The 17070-nt window shown below is 55.7% G+C and carries 15 protein-coding genes; all 15 read left to right on the forward strand.

Annotation, left to right across the window (positions count from 1 at the left end; genetic code table 11):
• The first annotated feature begins 2 nt into the window (after nucleotides 1–2).
• The 15 genes from CPH65_RS04120 (at nucleotide 3) to CPH65_RS04190 (ending at nucleotide 17067) form a co-directional block, all read left to right on the forward strand.
• Nucleotides 3–221: a DUF1737 domain-containing protein gene (locus CPH65_RS04120; RefSeq protein ID WP_096172253.1), complete on the forward strand. Its 219-nt coding sequence runs from the start codon at nucleotides 3–5 to the stop codon at nucleotides 219–221.
• A gap of 169 nt (nucleotides 222–390) precedes the next feature.
• On the forward strand, nucleotides 391–1440 hold the full coding sequence (locus CPH65_RS04125; RefSeq protein WP_096172254.1) for a MaoC family dehydratase: 1050 nt from the start codon (nucleotides 391–393) through the stop codon (nucleotides 1438–1440).
• Nucleotides 1441–1789: 349 nt separating this feature from the next.
• Nucleotides 1790–2194: a succinate dehydrogenase, cytochrome b556 subunit gene (gene sdhC, locus CPH65_RS04130; RefSeq protein WP_096176230.1), complete on the forward strand. Its 405-nt coding sequence runs from the start codon at nucleotides 1790–1792 to the stop codon at nucleotides 2192–2194.
• Nucleotides 2195–2207: 13 nt separating this feature from the next.
• Complete coding sequence (sdhD, locus tag CPH65_RS04135) at nucleotides 2208–2582, forward strand: succinate dehydrogenase, hydrophobic membrane anchor protein (RefSeq protein WP_096172255.1); 375 nt, start codon at nucleotides 2208–2210, stop codon at nucleotides 2580–2582.
• A 7-nt stretch (nucleotides 2583–2589) separates the two neighbouring features.
• Nucleotides 2590–4437: a succinate dehydrogenase flavoprotein subunit gene (gene sdhA / locus CPH65_RS04140; RefSeq protein WP_096172256.1), complete on the forward strand. Its 1848-nt coding sequence runs from the start codon at nucleotides 2590–2592 to the stop codon at nucleotides 4435–4437.
• A 110-nt stretch (nucleotides 4438–4547) separates the two neighbouring features.
• On the forward strand, nucleotides 4548–5330 hold the full coding sequence (locus CPH65_RS04145; protein WP_096172257.1) for a succinate dehydrogenase iron-sulfur subunit: 783 nt from the start codon (nucleotides 4548–4550) through the stop codon (nucleotides 5328–5330).
• Between the two features lie 349 nt (nucleotides 5331–5679).
• Nucleotides 5680–6132: a low molecular weight phosphatase family protein gene (locus tag CPH65_RS04150; RefSeq protein ID WP_096172258.1), complete on the forward strand. Its 453-nt coding sequence runs from the start codon at nucleotides 5680–5682 to the stop codon at nucleotides 6130–6132.
• Nucleotides 6133–6489: 357 nt separating this feature from the next.
• Complete coding sequence (fbaA, locus tag CPH65_RS04155) at nucleotides 6490–7572, forward strand: class II fructose-bisphosphate aldolase (protein WP_096172259.1); 1083 nt, start codon at nucleotides 6490–6492, stop codon at nucleotides 7570–7572.
• 235 nt (nucleotides 7573–7807) lie between these two features.
• A complete protein-coding gene (locus CPH65_RS04160) occupies nucleotides 7808–8488 on the forward strand; it encodes an AprI/Inh family metalloprotease inhibitor (protein WP_157747492.1) in 681 nt (226 codons plus the stop codon).
• 195 nt (nucleotides 8489–8683) lie between these two features.
• Nucleotides 8684–9244, forward strand: a complete 561-nt coding sequence (locus CPH65_RS04165; RefSeq protein WP_157747493.1) for an AprI/Inh family metalloprotease inhibitor — start codon at nucleotides 8684–8686, stop codon at nucleotides 9242–9244.
• Between the two features lie 187 nt (nucleotides 9245–9431).
• Nucleotides 9432–10586 carry a cell division protein ZapE gene (gene zapE / locus CPH65_RS04170; RefSeq protein WP_096172262.1) on the forward strand — a complete coding sequence of 385 codons (1155 nt, stop codon included), beginning with the start codon at nucleotides 9432–9434 and terminating at the stop codon, nucleotides 10584–10586.
• A gap of 153 nt (nucleotides 10587–10739) precedes the next feature.
• Nucleotides 10740–11705 (forward strand): malate dehydrogenase, encoded by a 966-nt coding sequence (gene mdh, locus CPH65_RS04175; protein ID WP_096172263.1) that lies wholly within the window; start codon nucleotides 10740–10742, stop codon nucleotides 11703–11705.
• Nucleotides 11706–11851: 146 nt separating this feature from the next.
• Nucleotides 11852–13048 carry an ADP-forming succinate--CoA ligase subunit beta gene (sucC, locus tag CPH65_RS04180; RefSeq protein ID WP_096172264.1) on the forward strand — a complete coding sequence of 399 codons (1197 nt, stop codon included), beginning with the start codon at nucleotides 11852–11854 and terminating at the stop codon, nucleotides 13046–13048.
• A 2-nt stretch (nucleotides 13049–13050) separates the two neighbouring features.
• Entirely contained in the window at nucleotides 13051–13962 is a 912-nt protein-coding gene (gene sucD / locus CPH65_RS04185; RefSeq protein WP_096172265.1) for a succinate--CoA ligase subunit alpha, read from the forward strand.
• A gap of 120 nt (nucleotides 13963–14082) precedes the next feature.
• Complete coding sequence (locus CPH65_RS04190; protein WP_096172266.1) at nucleotides 14083–17067, forward strand: 2-oxoglutarate dehydrogenase E1 component; 2985 nt, start codon at nucleotides 14083–14085, stop codon at nucleotides 17065–17067.
• Nucleotides 17068–17070 lie beyond the last annotated feature (3 nt).

Raw genomic sequence — 17070 nt, forward strand, 5'->3', positions numbered from 1 at the left:
TCATGAAGGAAAAACAAAAGATCTATCGGTTTCTCACAGGTGTGGATGATGCCGACTTCTGTCATCGGGTCACCGAGGCGCTGTCCAAGGGGTGGGAGCTGCATGGCTCGCCCTCATTGGCCTATGACGGGACTGCGGGCGTGATGAAATGCGGGCAGGCGGTCGTCAAATATGTCGAGCCGTTCGACTACAGCCGCGACGTGATGTTGGGCGAGAAGTAGCTTAGCCATCTTTCAGATCAGAGCTCTTAAAATCTAAGGCGGCCAATGGCCGCTTTTTTGTGGCCTCATCCTTTCCTCCAAATGACAGCTATGCTGCGCTGCAATATTGTGGGGCAATGGAGCGCTTGCCAGAACAATAACGATGGCAGCGGGCGCAAGGGGGAATAGCATGAGCAAGACCAATCCGGGCAATTATTTCGAAGATTTTTCGATTGGACAGGAGATCCGGCACGCGACGCCGCGGACCATTACTGCTGGCGATGTCTCTCTCTATACTGCGCTTTATGGATCGCGGTTTGCCGTGCAGAGTTCGGACGCCTTTGCGCAAGGCATCGGCTATGAGCAGGCTCCGGTTGATGATCTTTTGGTTTTTCACATCGTGTTCGGCAAGTCTGTGCCCGACATTTCGCTCAATGCCGTGGCTAATCTGGGCTATGCGGGGTGCCGGTTTCTGTTGCCGGTGTTTCCCGGCGACAGTCTCACGGCGATCTCGGACGTTATCGGGCTGAAGGAGAATTCCAACGGTCAGACCGGTGTTGTCTATGTCCGGACCCATGGGGTCAATCAGCGCGACGAGACAGTGCTGGACTATGTGCGCTGGGTGATGGTGCGCAAGAAGGATCCGGCGGCGCCGACCGGTCACGATGAAATTCCGGTCCTGCCTGCTGCGCTTGAGGCAGACGGACTTGGCGATGCCGTGCCGGTGCTTGATAAGGAGGGCTATGACACGGATCTGTCCGGTTCCTTATTCAAATGGGCGGATTATGAGATTGGCGAACGGATCGATCATGTTGATGGCATGACGGTGGAGGAAGCCGAGCATCAGATGGCGACGCGCCTGTTCCAGAATACGGCGAAAGTACATTTCAACCATTTCACGGAAGGTAAGGGACGGTTCGGGCGCCGTCTTATTTATGGCGGGCATGTCATCTCGCTGGCCCGGGCACTCAGCTTCAATGGGCTTGGCAATGCTTTCCATGTTGCTGCCATCAATGGAGGACGACATGTCGCGCCCCTGTTTGCCGGAGACACGGTCTTTGCCTGGTCGGAGATTCTGGACAAGGCAGAGCTGCCTGCTCGAAAAGATGTCGGGGCGCTTCGCCTCCGTTTGATTGCGACGAAGGACCATCCGTGCGACAGTTTCCCTTATAAATCGGATGATGGTTTTGATTCTTCTGTTGTTCTGGATCTGGATCTGTGGGTGTTGCTGCCGCGCTGATCGGCAGACGGGCGCGATGGCAAGCACCGCCGAGCGTCACGGATCGCAAAGCGAGACAATTGTGAAAATGCCTGCCAGATTTGCGAAATGTCATATCGTGACCAGATAACAGACCCTACTATCCGCCGCGTTCTGGTATGTTTCCCGTTGATAGTATGGACTAACCATTTGCTTGATTTACGGGGCGTTAAGTGGGCGTCTCGTTCTTAGGGGTACTTTAGGTGAAGTTCCCTGATTTCACTCGCCGATGGCTTTGACCATGAGTCAATTTGCCGTTATGACAACAGGCATGCGAACCAGATCCTTGGTTACCTTTTCGCAAGCGTCACCTGTCGAGGACCGAAAAATTATGACAGACGTCGACCTGAAGGGCAAACGCCCGATCTCCCCTCACGTTCAGCACGGTGCCTATAAGGTCACCATGTCGATGGCGGTATCCATCAGCCATCGTCTCAGCGGCTCGGCCGCTTATGCTGGTACACTCTTTCTTGCCTATTGGCTGCTCGCTCTGGCGACCGGCCCCGAAGCGTTCGAAACGGCGCAGATGCTCTGGGGTTCTATCCTCGGTCGTCTCGTGATGTTCGGCTTCACCTGGGCTTTGGTACACCACCTTCTGGGTGGCCTGCGCCACTTCATCTGGGATATCCCCGCGATGATGGAAAAGCCGCAGATCGAATTCCTCTATCTTGCAACCGTGATCGGTGGCGTGGTTCTGACCGTGCTTATCTGGATCATCGGTTACTCGGTAATGTAGGCGGGAGAGAGAAATGAAAACACCAACCAAAATCATTCGAGGCCTTGGTACAACGCACCACGGTACCGAACATCACTGGATGATGCGTATTACGTCCGTGCTTCTCGTGCCGCTCGTCATTGCCTTCATCTTTATCATCATTTCCGCTCTTGGCTCTGATTATCAAAGCGCGCGTGCGCTGGTCGGCAATCCGATTGTCGCTGTGCTGCTGCTGCTGTTTTTCGTTGTCGGCGGGTTTCACATGCACTCAGGTGTTCAGACCATCACCGAGGACTATCTGCAGAATCAGCTGTTTCGTACCCTCGCGAAGATCGGCAATACCATCTTCTCGCTGTTTGCCTGTGCCGCCTGTGTCTTTGCGGTGCTAAAAGTGTCCTTTGGGGGTTAATGATCCGATGGCCAATACCTACACTATCAACGGTCGGGCCTATGAGGTTCACGACCATTATCATGACGTTGTTGTGGTCGGTGCCGGTGGCGCCGGTCTGCGTGCAACGCTCGGCATGGCCGAACAGGGCCTGCGTACGGCCTGCGTGACCAAGGTTTTCCCGACCCGTTCGCACACCGTGGCTGCACAGGGCGGCATCGCTGCTTCCCTGCAGAACATGGGGCCGGACAGCTGGCAGTGGCACATGTACGACACCGTCAAGGGGTCGGACTGGCTCGGCGATACCGATGCCATGGAATATCTGGCTCGCGAAGCGCCCAAGGCTGTTTACGAACTTGAGCATTATGGCGTGCCCTTCTCGCGTACCGAAGAAGGCAAGATCTATCAGCGTCCGTTCGGTGGTCACATGCAGAACTACGGTGAAGGTCCTGCTGTGCAGCGCACCTGTGCTGCTGCTGACCGGACCGGCCACGCGATCCTGCACACCCTTTATGGTCAGTCGATCCGCCACAAGGCCGAGTTCTACATCGAATATTTCGCGATGGACCTCATGATGAGCGAAGACGGTGTCTGCGAAGGCATCGTGGCTTGGAACCTTGATGACGGCACCATCCATCGCTTCAACGCCAAAATGGTCGTTCTGGCCACCGGTGGTTATGGCCGCGCCTACTTCTCGGCAACCTCTGCCCACACCATCACCGGTGACGGCAATGCCATGATCGCCCGTGCCGGCCTGCCTCTGCAGGACATGGAGTTCGTTCAGTTCCACCCAACCGGTATCTACGGCGCAGGCTGTCTGATCACGGAAGGTGTTCGCGGTGAAGGCGGCTATCTCGTCAACTCCGAAGGCGAACGCTTCATGGAGCGGTATGCACCGAGCGCCAAGGACCTTGCGTCCCGCGACGTTGTCTCGCGCTGCATGACCATCGAAATCCGTGAAGGCCGCGGTGTTGGCCCGAACAAGGATCACATCTTCCTGCATCTGGATCACCTTGATCCGGACATTCTGGCAGAACGTCTGCCGGGTATTTCCGAATCAGCTGAAATCTTCGCCGGTGTGGATGTGACCAAGGACCCGATTCCGGTTCTGCCAACCGTTCACTACAATATGGGCGGCATTCCGACCAACTATTGGGGCGAAGTGCTCAACCCGACAGCAGAAGATCCCAACGCGGTTGCTCCGGGCCTGATGGCTGTTGGTGAAGCAGCCTGTGCGTCGGTTCACGGTGCCAACCGTCTTGGTTCCAACTCGCTCATCGACCTTGTGGTCTTTGGTCGTGCCGCAGCCATCAAGGCGGGCCACATCATCGACCGCGAATCGGCGATGCCGACACCGAACCTTGCCTGCTTCGATAAGGTCATGGAAAACTTCGACAAGGTCCGCCATGCAAATGGTGGCACGTCGACCGCTGACCTGCGCCTGAAAATGCAGAAGAGCATGCAGAACAACGCAGCTGTCTTCCGCACTCAGGAAACCCTCGAGCAGGGCTGCAAGGAGATGAAAGACATCTGGGGCGACATGGCTGACATGAAAGTCACCGACCGGTCCCTGATCTGGAACTCCGATCTGATGGAATCCCTTGAGCTTCAGAACCTGATGATCAACGCTCTTCCGACCGTTGTCGGGGCCGAGGCCCGCAAGGAAAGCCGTGGTGCCCATGCTCGTGAGGACTTTAAAGATGGTCCTCTGGGTGGTCGCGACGACGATAACTGGCGCAAGCATACGCTGGCTTGGGTAGCCGAAGATGGTGATGTCCGTCTCGACTATCGTCCGGTGGTTCTGGATCCGCTTACCACGCTTGAAGAAGGTGGGATCGATCCGGCGAAAATTGCACCGAAAGCCCGCGTCTACTAACAGCCCTTGTTGTCGGACAGCGTCAAGCTGTCCGACCTTTTCCGAATTGGATGCCCGGATGACCGCCAGACCAGCGGGACGGGCGAGACCCGAATGAACGGAGCGAAAAGATGGTTGAACTTGCGCTGCCGAAGAACTCAGTGATCAAAGAAGGCAAGACCTGGCCGAAGCCTGAAGGCGCGACCAACTTGACCGAATTCCGCATCTATCGCTGGAATCCTGACGACGGCAAAAACCCGCAGATCGATACCTATTTTGTGGACCGCGATGCTTGCGGCCCTATGGTTCTTGATGGCCTTCTGTACATCAAGGACACGATTGATGCGACCCTGACCCTGCGCCGATCCTGCCGTGAAGGCATTTGCGGCTCCTGTGCGATGAACATCGACGGGGCGAATACGCTGGCCTGTACCTTTGGTATGGACGATTGCAAGTCCAAGGTCGTCAAGGTCTATCCTTTGCCGCATATGAAAGTGGTCAAGGATCTTATCCCTGACATGAACAATTTCTATGCTCAGCATTCTTCGATCGAACCTTATCTGAAGACCGACACGCCGGCTCCGGAGACCGAATGGTTGCAAAGCCGTGAAGACCGCGCCAAGCTTGATGGTCTTTACGAGTGTATTCTTTGTGCCTCTTGCTCGACCTCCTGCCCGTCTTACTGGTGGAATGGTGAGCGGTATATTGGTCCTGCTGCCCTTCTGCAGGCCTATCGCTGGATCATCGACAGCCGCGACGAATATACCGGCGAACGCCTTGATCATCTCGATCACGTGTTCGGTGCCTATCGTTGCCACACGATCATGAACTGCACCAAGGTTTGTCCGAAAGGTCTGAACCCGGCCAAGGCCATTGCAGAGATCAAACGCATGATGGTCGAACGCGCCATCTAGAGCGTTCCGACCGGTTCGCAAAAGCGATCCGCCGAAGAAACGAAAACCGCTTTCCGGGTCTTTCTGGAGAGCGGTTTTTTTGTGCCTGATGACGCCGTACGCGGGTGGTGCGCCCTCCCGATAACAAAGTCGTCATTGCGACGGGGCTTGCGGACGCCACATTTGATTCCTAATTAAAAGTTCAAAGCTACACAGTTGAAAAGCGCGCACGCGCGCTTGGTGTATGGCAGCGCTTAGTTGGGTGAAATGGATTTGGTGAGTAAGTGCTTGTTACTTTCCGAATGTCACGGCTGTGTCAGAAAGATCAGATAGTTCGCAGGAGGATCTTTGACCTGAGAGGGAGGTTCACATGTTGCAGACGAACATTTTGTTCGTGGATGAGGCCAACAATGATAGAAGCATTCTGGCTGAGGCCTATTTCAATCAGGGTCGCGATATCAGTGTCAGGGCCTTCAGTGCGGGCGTGAACCCGGATGTCGAGTTGGATCGTGCGGTCTATGAAGTGATGCGCGAGAAGGGAATCCGTCCCGATGACTATTGTCCGAAACCCATCGACATTTTTCTGCAGCCCTATTCTCCCAGAATTGATCTTGTGGTCGGTTTCGGGTCAGGAAACACTCGAGCGCGGCTTCCCATGTTGCCGCATCATCCATCGAGTCTTCAGCTGATGGTGGATGCACTTGATCGCGGGTTCGAAGGAGCTGCGCGCAAACGCGCCATCAGAGACTGCTATGCCGACGTCGGTCTGGCAATTGATCGGGCAAAGGCCAAGGGACTGCTGCCCAGTTCCCAAGCTGCCTGATTTGCAAAGGCAGTATGATCAGGGGTATCGGAATCTGTTTCCTCAACGGCTGCTCCTGATCGCACCATTCACGAGCGCATTTCATGGTCTGCCGCTGGTCGTTTACTCTGTCGGGCAGTCTTTTCATCCGGGCCCAGCTGTGCAACCATGGGGCGTGCGTGCAAAGTGCGCCTTTTAGGCGGCCTGTTTTTGATAGTGATCAACGTTTGTCAGCACGTGCCTGATATACAGGCAACGCGTTTAAATAAAAGATGGATTTCAACCTTTGCTGACGGCCCTATTGGCTGGACTGGGCAAAGGGAATGCTTTATTCGAATAGCAAGACTCTTACCATCTCAAGATACAGGAGATTGAGCCGTGAGCGGAATCAAACTGCGTCCAGGTGTCGTCACCGGCGAAGAATATCTGCAGCTTCTGGAAGCCTGCAAAGAAGGTGGCTACGCGCTGCCTGCGGTGAATGTCACCGGTACCAATAGTCTCAATGCGGTGATGGAAGCTGCTGCCAAAGCAAAATCCGACATCATCATTCAGATGTCCAACGGTGGCGCACAGTTCTATGCTGGCCAGGGTGCTCCAGATGCGATGCAGGCCCGTGTTCTCGGTTCTGTTTCCATCGCGCAGCATGTCAATCTGCTCGCCGAGGCCTATGGCATCTGCGTTGTCATGCACACCGACCACTGCAACCGCAAGCTTCTGCCTTGGGTTGACGGTCTGCTGGATCATGGCGAAGCCTACTACAAGACCCATGGTCGCCCGCTTTACACGTCCCACATGATCGATTTGTCCGAGGAATCCCTTGAAGACAACGTTCAGACCTGTGCGAAATATCTCGAACGCATGGCTCCGATGGGCATGAGCCTTGAAATCGAGCTTGGCGTTACCGGCGGTGAAGAAGACGGCATCGGTAAAGAGCTTGAAGAAGGCGATGCTGAGAATCCGAACCTCTACACCCAGCCTCAAGATGTGCTTTATGCCTATGACGTGCTGTCCAAGATCGGTCACTTCACCGTGGCTGCTTCCTTCGGCAACGTTCATGGCGTCTATGCACCGGGCAACGTCAAACTGCGTCCTGAAATCCTGAAGCATTCTCAGGCGCTGGTTTCCAAGGAACGCGGCGGCGGCGACAAGCCTCTCAGCCTCGTTTTCCATGGCGGTTCTGGGTCCTCCAAGGAGCAGATCGAAGAAGCTGTCGGTTATGGCGTGTTCAAGATGAACGTCGACACCGACATCCAGTTTGCCTTTGCTGAAGCGGTTGCTGCGAAGATGAATGAAAAGGCAATTGCCTTCATCCATCAGGTCGACCCGGATGACAAAACTCCGTACAAAAAATTCTACGATCCGCGCAAATGGCTGCGTTCTGGCGAACTGGGCATGGTAGCCCGCGTCGAAGAAGCCATGAAGGATCTGGGCTCTGTTGGCAAAACTGTTGCCAGCAAGTAAGCTTTTGCACATCCTGTAATTGGTTGGGGTCTGTGGGTATTTTTTCCTGCAGGCCCTTCTTTTTGTCTCATTGATCCGTAAGAATGACAAGGAAACGGGGCATTGCGGGGATGCTACGTATGCCACCGGCAAAAGCTTTTGCTCTTGGCCGGGGGCGCTGGTATCACTGAAAGCGGGCTGTCTGACTATGATGGCGCGCTCTTGGTATGTTGTTATTATGGGTGAAAAGATTTGTATGGGTACCACTTTGGACTGTCAGAGACTGGCGCTTGGCTTCAGGTTTCTCGGGAGACGGCGGTCTCTTGCCGCTGCGATGATGGCTCTCGTTCTTGGTGGCTGTGCCGTGTCCGGCGGCCTTGATCAGAGCAAAGACACACAGCCGGTGGTGTCCCGCGCGGAGCTGCCTTCGCTTCCTGCCATTGTAGAGCCGGCTGATGAAGTGGCCTCTTCGGGCAAATTCCAACATTCCGAAACTGAAGCCGTCAAGGTCGTCGCCAAGACTGATGGGCCAGAAGAGATTGAGGCGAACAAGGTGGCCTATGCTGCTGCAACGCAGGTGGAGCAGCCCGCGATCACCACAACACATGCTGACCTCAAGCCGTTTGTCGGGCGCTGGACGCTGAATAAACCGCCCAAAGTGAAAGCCGCCGGGACAATCGGGACAACCGCAGCCCCTTCTGATGCGTGTGTTTTGGTGCTTGAGGCCGCAGAAGAGGGGGCAACGGGCCACAAGGCCAAGGGCAATTCTTCTTGCCCGACCGGTCTGTTCATGCTTGATAGTTGGGCGGCTTTTGAGGGCAGGCTTGTGCTCAAGGACCATATGGGGGATGAGATCGTGCAGTTGCGCTCCGGCGAGGCCGGTATATGGGTTGGCGTGAGCCGGGACGGCACGACCTATGTCTTTGAAAAATCCTGAGTGATGGCAATGAGGCGGCGGCTTGATCCGTTTGCTTCTTCACCTGCCAAGCGATCCGCAGTCATGGTGCTTGCGGAGTTGTCGTGATTGAGCTATCACGTGAATTGATCTGATTACCCTCTAGGGCCATTTATCGACTTGATAAAGTTTGCAGAAGATTCAAAACTTAGGGCAGGGTGTCGAATGGAGAGTGGTATGATTCGGTATTGCGTACTTGGTTGCCTTGGTTTGGTGATGGCTGGTTGTTCAACCGGCGGGTTTGACCGATTTGGTGGCAGCCAGAACACGCGGCTTAATCCGGCGCCGACGGCGCCTGTCGAGAGCCAGAGCTTGAGTCCTCTCATCCCGAATGAGCAATATGCCAACACCCAGCAAGGGCAGCCGATCAACAACGCCCTTGGTGCCGAGGCCGAAATCACCCAGCCGGGGCAGATTTCCGGCGACATGGCGACACCTGCCACAGCCCGACAGCTCAAGCGCACGGATCTTCTCGGTGCCTGGACGCTGGCGTCGGGGGCCGAGCAGTGCAAGCTGAATGTCAATCTGACAAACTGGACCGGTGGCTATCGTGCGTCGACGCGCGGCTGCGCATCACCTGATCTGCAGCGCATCAATGCGTGGAAGCTGGAAGGCCGAAAAGTGGTCTTGCTGGCCGAGGACGGTGCGACGCCGATTGCACAGCTCTTTTCCTCGTCTCCTGCCCGCTTTGACGGTTTGGCAAGCCAGGACGGCCGGGCGGTTTCCCTGTTCCGATAAAATTTCCCATTCTTGCGGCTTGTCTCCGGATGCCTCCATTGGCGGGCTTGCGTAGGATCGGCTTTGCGGGTTAGAGGACGCTGACGATATGGCTGACGGATGCTTTTTGCAGCAACCGGGCATTCTGTCTTGGGCGGTTGCGTGAGTGTGTGTCGTCCTGCGGCTTAGGTAACAGAAGGATGACTTTGTGGGCAGCGAGTTTGGCGTTTATTCGGTTTCGGATTTCTACAACAGCAAAGTTGAGCATGGCGAGATAGAGGGCGATCCGCAGCAGCGTGCCCTCGCCGAGCGCTTTGACCGTCTGCAGGAACGTGTGAGCCAGAAGCGCCTGTCACGCAAGACCTCGTCCCTTGGCTGGCTGTTTGCGAAGCGCCAACCGCCGGAAATCGTCAAGGGTCTCTATGTTTGGGGAGCCGTGGGGCGCGGCAAGACCATGGTGATGGATCTCTTTTTCGAGATTGCACCGGTCAAGCGCAAGGGGCGGTTCCACTTTCATGAATTCATGCGCGATATGCACGCGCGGATCAAGGTCGCCCGGGCTGATATCAAGGCAGGGGTGATCAAGGGTGAGGATCCGATCCGGCCCGTGGCTGATGATCTGGCGGATGAGCTCAAACTGTTGTGTTTTGATGAGTTTTCCGTGACGGATATCGCGGACGCGATGCTTCTGGGGCGGCTGTTCACGCGCCTGTTCGAGCGAGGCGTGGTGGTGGTCGCCACCTCCAATGTGGAACCATCCCAGCTTTACAAGGATGGCCTTAACCGTCAGTTGTTCCTTCCCTTTATCGAGCTCTTGAAACAGCAGTGTGAAATTGTCTGCCTCGACGCCCGTACGGACTTCCGAATGGAAAAGCTGAGCGGTGAAGAGGTTTTTCTGTACCCGGATGATGACAGTGCGAAATGCCGGTTTCAGGCCATGTGGGAGAGTCTGATCGAGGCTCCGCGGGCGGCGAGCGACTCTGTCGCTCATCAGGGACGCAGCATTCACGTGCCTGAGGCCTGGCACGGAATGGCGCGCTTTCATTTTGGTGATTTATGCGCAAATCCGTTGGGTGCGTCTGACTATCTACGCCTGTGTTCTCTCTATCACACCGTGTTTATCGAAGGGATTCCGCTCTTAGGCCGATTTAACCGGAATGAGGCCAAACGGTTCATTATTCTGATTGATACCCTTTATGATAATCATATCAGATTGATAGCAACTGCCGCAGCGTCACCTCTTGATCTTTATACGGATGACAATGGGACCGAAGCCTTCGAGTTTCATCGCACTGCGTCGCGCTTAGTAGAAATGCAGTCACGTGACTATTTGTCGCAGGATGATGCCGTATCCTTACGTTGACGTTATCGTTAAGTGCACCAAAAGTCTGGCCTTTTTTAGGGATTTAAAACTTTGTGAGACTTGAAAGAGCAGCGGATTCGCGTTACTCACAGCCATCCATTCCCGACACTGCCGAGTGCCCGGGAGAACCTAACGTTTAGGGAAATACCTGATATGGCGAGGAAGAAAATTGCTCTGATTGGTGCGGGCCAGATTGGTGGCACGCTGGCTCATCTGGCTGGTCTCTATGAACTGGGCGACATTGTCCTTTTCGATATCGCAGAAGGCACTCCTGAAGGGAAAGCGCTCGACATCGCGGAATCGTCCCCGGTCGACGGCTTTGATGCCAAGCTCTCCGGTACGCAGTCCTATGAATCGATCGCTGGCGCCGATGTTGTAATCGTGACCGCTGGTGTGGCACGCAAGCCCGGCATGAGCCGCGACGATCTGGTTGAAATCAACCTCAAAGTCATGAAGCAGGTTGGCGCAGGCATCGGCAAATACGCTCCCGATGCCTTTGTTATTTGCATCACCAACCCTCTCGACGCAATGGTTTGGGCTCTACAGAAATTCTCCGGCCTGCCCGCCAACAAAGTTGTTGGTATGGCTGGTGTTCTTGACTCCTCCCGTTTCCGTCATTTCCTCGCAGACGAATTTGATGTGTCTGTTCAGGACGTCACCGCTTTCGTTCTTGGCGGTCATGGCGACACCATGGTTCCGCTGACCCGTTACTCCACCGTTGCCGGCATCCCGCTGACCGATCTGGTCAAAATGGGCTGGATCGAGCAGGGTCGTCTGGACGAAATCGTGCAGCGTACCCGCGATGGCGGTGCTGAAATCGTGAAACTGCTGAAAACCGGCTCCGCATTCTATGCCCCGGCTACCTCGGCAATCTCGATGGCTGAGTCCTATCTCAAAGATAAGAAGCGTGTTCTTCCATGTGCCGCTCATCTTTCCGGTGAGTATGGCGTTGAAGGCATGTATTGCGGCGTTCCGACCGTGATCGGAGCTGGCGGCATCGAGCGTATTGTCGAGATTGAACTGGACAAGGATGAAAAAGCTCAGTTCGACCATTCTGTCGATAGCGTGAAAGGCCTCATCGAAGCCTGCCAGCGCATCGCTCCGGAACTGGCCGAGTAATAGGCTAAGAAAACCTGATCCCCGCCTTATTTCGTTGGCCCGAATGCGGGGGCAGGTTTTTTGAGTCTACAGAAGAAGATCAGCCGGCGGTCGATCGCGCTCACGTTTCGACCGCCGCGCAGATTTGTTTTTTTAGGGGAGCTCCCATGAATATTCATGAGTATCAGGCAAAGGCGCTTCTGAAGGAATATGGTGCACCAGTCTCAGACGGTGTCGCCATTTTTTCGGCAGAAGAGGCGCTTGCCGCTGCAGATAAGCTAGGTGGTCCGCTCTGGGTTGTGAAATCCCAGATCCATGCGGGCGGCCGCGGCAAAGGAAAATTCAAAGAATCGTCAGCTGGTGAAAAGGGTGGTGTGCGCCTTGCCTCCTCGAAAGAGGAAGTGACCGAATTTGCCGGTCAGATGCTCGGAGCCACGCTGGTGACCAACCAGACCGGCGACGCAGGCAAACAGGTGAACCGTCTTTATATTGAGGACGGTGCGGACATTGATCGCGAGCTCTATCTCTCGCTTCTGGTCGATCGTTCCTGTGGCCGTGTGGCGTTTGTTGTCTCCACAGAAGGCGGCATGGACATCGAGGCTGTTGCGGAAGAAACGCCCGAGAAAATCCTGACCCTGCCGATCGATCCCGAAGCAGGCGTCACCGAAGCGGATGCGTCCAAGATCTGCGATGCGCTGAAGCTCGAGAGTGCTGCGCGCGACGATGGCATGACGCTGTTCCCCATTCTCTACAAGGCCTTTGTCGAAAAGGACATGGCGCTTCTCGAGGTCAACCCGCTGATCGTCATGGAAAATGGTCGTCTGCGCGTGCTCGACGCCAAGGTGTCCTTCGATGGCAACGCTCTGTTCCGTCATCCCGAGATCATGGAACTGCGTGACCTCACCGAGGAAGACGAGAAGGAAATCACTGCGTCCAAGCATGATCTGGCCTATGTGGCGCTTGATGGCAACATCGGCTGCATGGTGAATGGTGCCGGTCTTGCCATGGCGACCATGGACATCATCAAGCTCTATGGCGCAGAGCCTGCCAACTTCCTTGATGTGGGTGGTGGTGCCACCACCGAGAAAGTGACCGCAGCCTTCAAGATCATCACGTCCGATCCGAACGTCAAAGGCATTCTCGTCAACATCTTTGGCGGCATCATGCGCTGTGACATCATTGCGCAGGGCGTTCTGCAGGCTGTCCAGGAAGTCGGCCTGAGTGTGCCGCTCGTCGTGCGGCTGGAAGGCACGCGCGTCGCGGAAGGCAAGAAGTTGATTGAGGAAAGCGACCTCAACGTCATTCCTGCCGATGATCTGAACGATGCAGCGCAGAAGATCGTCGCTGCAGTGAAGGGGGCGTAACGATGTCAATCCTTGTAAACAAAGACACCAAAATCATCGTTCAGGGCCTGACCGGCAAGACCGGAACCTTCCACACCGAGCAGGCTCTGGCCTACTACGGTACGCAGATGGTGGCCGGCGTTCACCCCAAAAAAGGTGGCGAAACCTGGTCCAGCGGTCTGGACGGCGGAGCCGAACTGCCGATCTTCGCGTCTGTGAAAGAAGCCAAAGATGCCACGGGTGCCACGGCGTCCGTCATCTATGTGCCGCCTGCAGGTGCCGGTGCTGCCATCATCGAGGCCATCGAGGCAGGGGTTGAATTCATCTCCTGCATCACCGAAGGCATTCCCGTGGCCGACATGGTCAAGGTGAAGCGCCGCCTCGAAGACAGCAAGTCGCGTCTTCTCGGCCCGAACTGCCCCGGTATCCTGACCCCGGAAGAATGCAAGATCGGTATCATGCCTGGCTCAATCTTCAAGAAAGGTTCAGTCGGTATTGTTTCCCGGTCCGGTACACTTACCTATGAAGCAGTGTTCCAGACGACCAATGAAGGCCTGGGCCAGACGACAGCTGTCGGCATCGGCGGTGATCCGGTGAAAGGCACCGAGTTCATCGACGTGTTGGATATGTTCCTAGACGATCCCGAGACCAAGTCGATCATCATGATCGGTGAGATCGGCGGGTCCGCCGAGGAAGATGCCGCTGCGTGGCTGAAGGAACAGGCCGAAAAGGGCCGGAAGAAACCGATGGTCGGCTTCATTGCTGGCCGGACCGCGCCTCCGGGTCGCACCATGGGTCATGCCGGTGCGGTGATTTCCGGCGGCAAGGGTGGTGCCGAGGACAAGATTGCCGCGATGGAAGATGCCGGCATTCGCGTGTCCCCCTCGCCAGCGAGCCTGGGTACCACTTTGGTTGACTTGCTCAACGGCAAGTAAAAGCGCGACATTGTGACACGGCGGCGAGAAAGGTGCTCCTTTCTGCCGCCAATCCTTATCCTCCGGCAATGGTGCCGGTTAATGAACTAGAGCACCGGGTGAAAGCCCGGTTAGGTGGCGATGGCACGTCAGGATGCGAATGAAGCGTTCGCATTGACCTCTTTCCTTTATGGGGGCAATGCGTCTTACATCGAAGATCTCTACGCAAGGTATCTCGAAAACCCCGCGTCGGTGAGCGAAGAATGGCACACGTTCTTCAAGGATTTCCAAGAAAACAAGAGTGAAGTGATCGCCAATGCGCGCGGTGCGTCCTGGAAACGGCCTGATTGGCCGGTGCCTGCGTCCGGCGATATGGTGTCCGCTCTTGGTGGCGAGTTCGTTGACGAGAAGAAGCTCACAGACAAGCTCAAGACCAAGGCCAAGGAGCAGGGCGTCGAGCTCAGCGACGAGGCTGTTCAGCAGGCGACTCGCGACTCGGTTCGTGCCCTGATGATGATTCGTGCTTACCGCGCACGTGGCCATCTGCATGCTGATCTTGACCCGCTGAACCTTGCCGAAGCCAAAGATCACGAAGAATTGCACCCGACGTCCTATGGCTTCACCGAGGCGGACTACAATCGCAAGATCTTCATTGATCATGTTCTGGGGCTTGAATTTGCGACCATCCCGGAAATGCTCGAGATCTTGCGGCGGACCTATTGTTCCACCCTTGGCGTGGAATTCATGCAGATTTCGGATCCGGCAGAAAAATCCTGGATTCAGGAACGCATCGAAGGGCCGGACAAGCAGATTGCCTTTACCGAACAGGGCAAGAAAGCCATCCTTTACAAGCTTGTCGAGGCAGAAGGCTTTGAGAAATTTCTCGACCTGAAATACACCGGCACGAAACGCTTCGGTCTTGACGGTGGCGAAAGCCTCATTCCGGCGCTTGAGCAGATTATCAAGCGTGGTGGCGCTCTTGGCGTCAAGGAAATCGTGTTCGGGATGGCCCACCGCGGACGTCTCAATGTGCTCAGTCAGGTGATGGGCAAGCCGCACCGCGCCATTTTCCATGAGTTCAAGGGCGGGTCCTATACCCCCGACGATGTGGAAGGCTCGGGTGATGTGAAATATCATCTTGGCGCGTCTTCGGATCGCTCTTTCGATGACAACAATGTGCATCTGTCTTTGACCGCTAACCCGTCTCACCTCGAGATCGTGAACCCGGTCGTCCTCGGCAAGTCGCGCGCCAAGCAGGATCAGCATGCATCTACCGCGAATGGTACCTTCATTGAGACGACAGACGTGCAGCGCACAACGGTTCTGCCGCTGTTGCTGCATGGAGATGCGGCCTTTGCAGGACAGGGTGTCGTGGCCGAATGTCTGGGCTTGTCGGGCTTGAGAGGCCACAGAACCGGCGGTTCGATCCACTTCATCATCAACAACCAGATCGGCTTTACCACGAACCCGCGTTTCTCGCGGTCGTCGCCGTATCCGTCTGATCTTGCCAAGATGATTGAGGCTCCGATCCTGCATTGTAACGGTGATGATCCTGAGTCTGTCGTCTTTGCTGCCAAGATCGCAACCGAGTTCCGACAGAAGTTCGGCAAGCCGGTCGTTATCGACATGTTCTGTTATCGCCGCTTCGGTCATAACGAAGGCGATGAACCGGCCTTTACCCAGCCTCTGATGTACAAGAAGATCCGGTCTCATCCGACCAGCCTGCAGCTCTATGCAGACAAGCTGATCGGTGAGGGTGTGATCACGCCTGATGATCTGGAACAGATGCGTGCGGATGTGCGCAAGACGCTGGATGAGGAATTCGAGGCAGGCCAAAGCTTCTCGCCAAACAAGGCGGATTGGTTTGATGGCCGCTGGGCGGGTTTGACGACGGCTTCAGCCGAAGATGATCGCCGGTCCGGCAACACCGGTCTTGATGTTGACGAGCTGCGGGCAATCGGCAAGAAGCTGACCGATATCCCTGAAGACTTCAATGTACACCGGACCATCAAGCGCTTCCTGACGAACCGCGCCAAAATGATGGATACGGGCGAGGGCATTGATTGGGCAACCGCTGAGGCTCTGGCTTTCGGCTCTTTGGTCAAGGAAGGCCATGCCGTTCGTCTGTCCGGTCAGGATAGCGAACGAGGCACCTTCTCTCAGCGCCATACGGTGCTTTATGATCAGGTGGACGAGCATCGCTACATTCCGCTCAACCATATCGATGAAAACCAGAACCGCTATGAAGTGATCAACTCCATGTTGTCCGAAGAAGCTGTGCTGGGCTTTGAATATGGCTATACGCTGGCCGAGCCGAAAGGTCTGACCTTGTGGGAAGGCCAGTTTGGCGACTTTGCCAATGGCGCACAGGTGGTGTTTGACCAGTTCCTGACCTCGGGCGAACGCAAGTGGCTTCGCGCGTCTGGTCTGACTGTTCTGTTGCCTCATGGCTATGAAGGGCAGGGACCCGAGCATAGTTCGGCACGTCTGGAGCGCTTCTTGCAATCCTGTGCCGAGGACAACATTCAGGTCGCCAACTGCACGACCCCGGCCAACTATTTCCATATTCTGCGCCGGCAGGTGAAACGCAGCTTCCGCAAGCCGCTGATCCTGATGACGCCGAAAAGCCTTCTGCGTCACAAGCGGGCGATTTCGAACCTTGCGGAACTGGGTGCAGGCAGCACCTTCCACCGGGTTCTGTGGGACGATGCGGAGATCCGGCCCAATCAGGAAATCAAGCTCACCACTGACGACAAGATCCGTCGGGTGATCCTGTGTTCGGGCAAGGTCTATTATGATCTGTACGAAGACCGTGAAGAGCGCGGCATCAACGATGTCTATCTGCTTCGTGTCGAACAGCTCTATCCTTTCCCCGCCAAGACCCTGATCAAGGAGCTGTCGCGCTTCAAGCAGGCAGAAATGGTCTGGTGTCAGGAAGAGCCCAAGAACCAGGGTGCCTGGTTCTTCGTAGAGCCTTACATGGAATGGGTTCTCAATCAGATTGATGCGAAAACCAAGCGAATGTCCTATGTGGGTCGTCCGGCATCCGCTGCTACGGCAACGGGTCTGATGAGCAAACATCTCGCTCAGTTGAAGGCCTTTCTTGACGATGCGTTTGCCGAGTAAACG

Source organism: Cohaesibacter sp. ES.047, from assembly GCF_900215505.1.
Classification (GTDB): Bacteria; Pseudomonadota; Alphaproteobacteria; order Rhizobiales; family Cohaesibacteraceae; genus Cohaesibacter.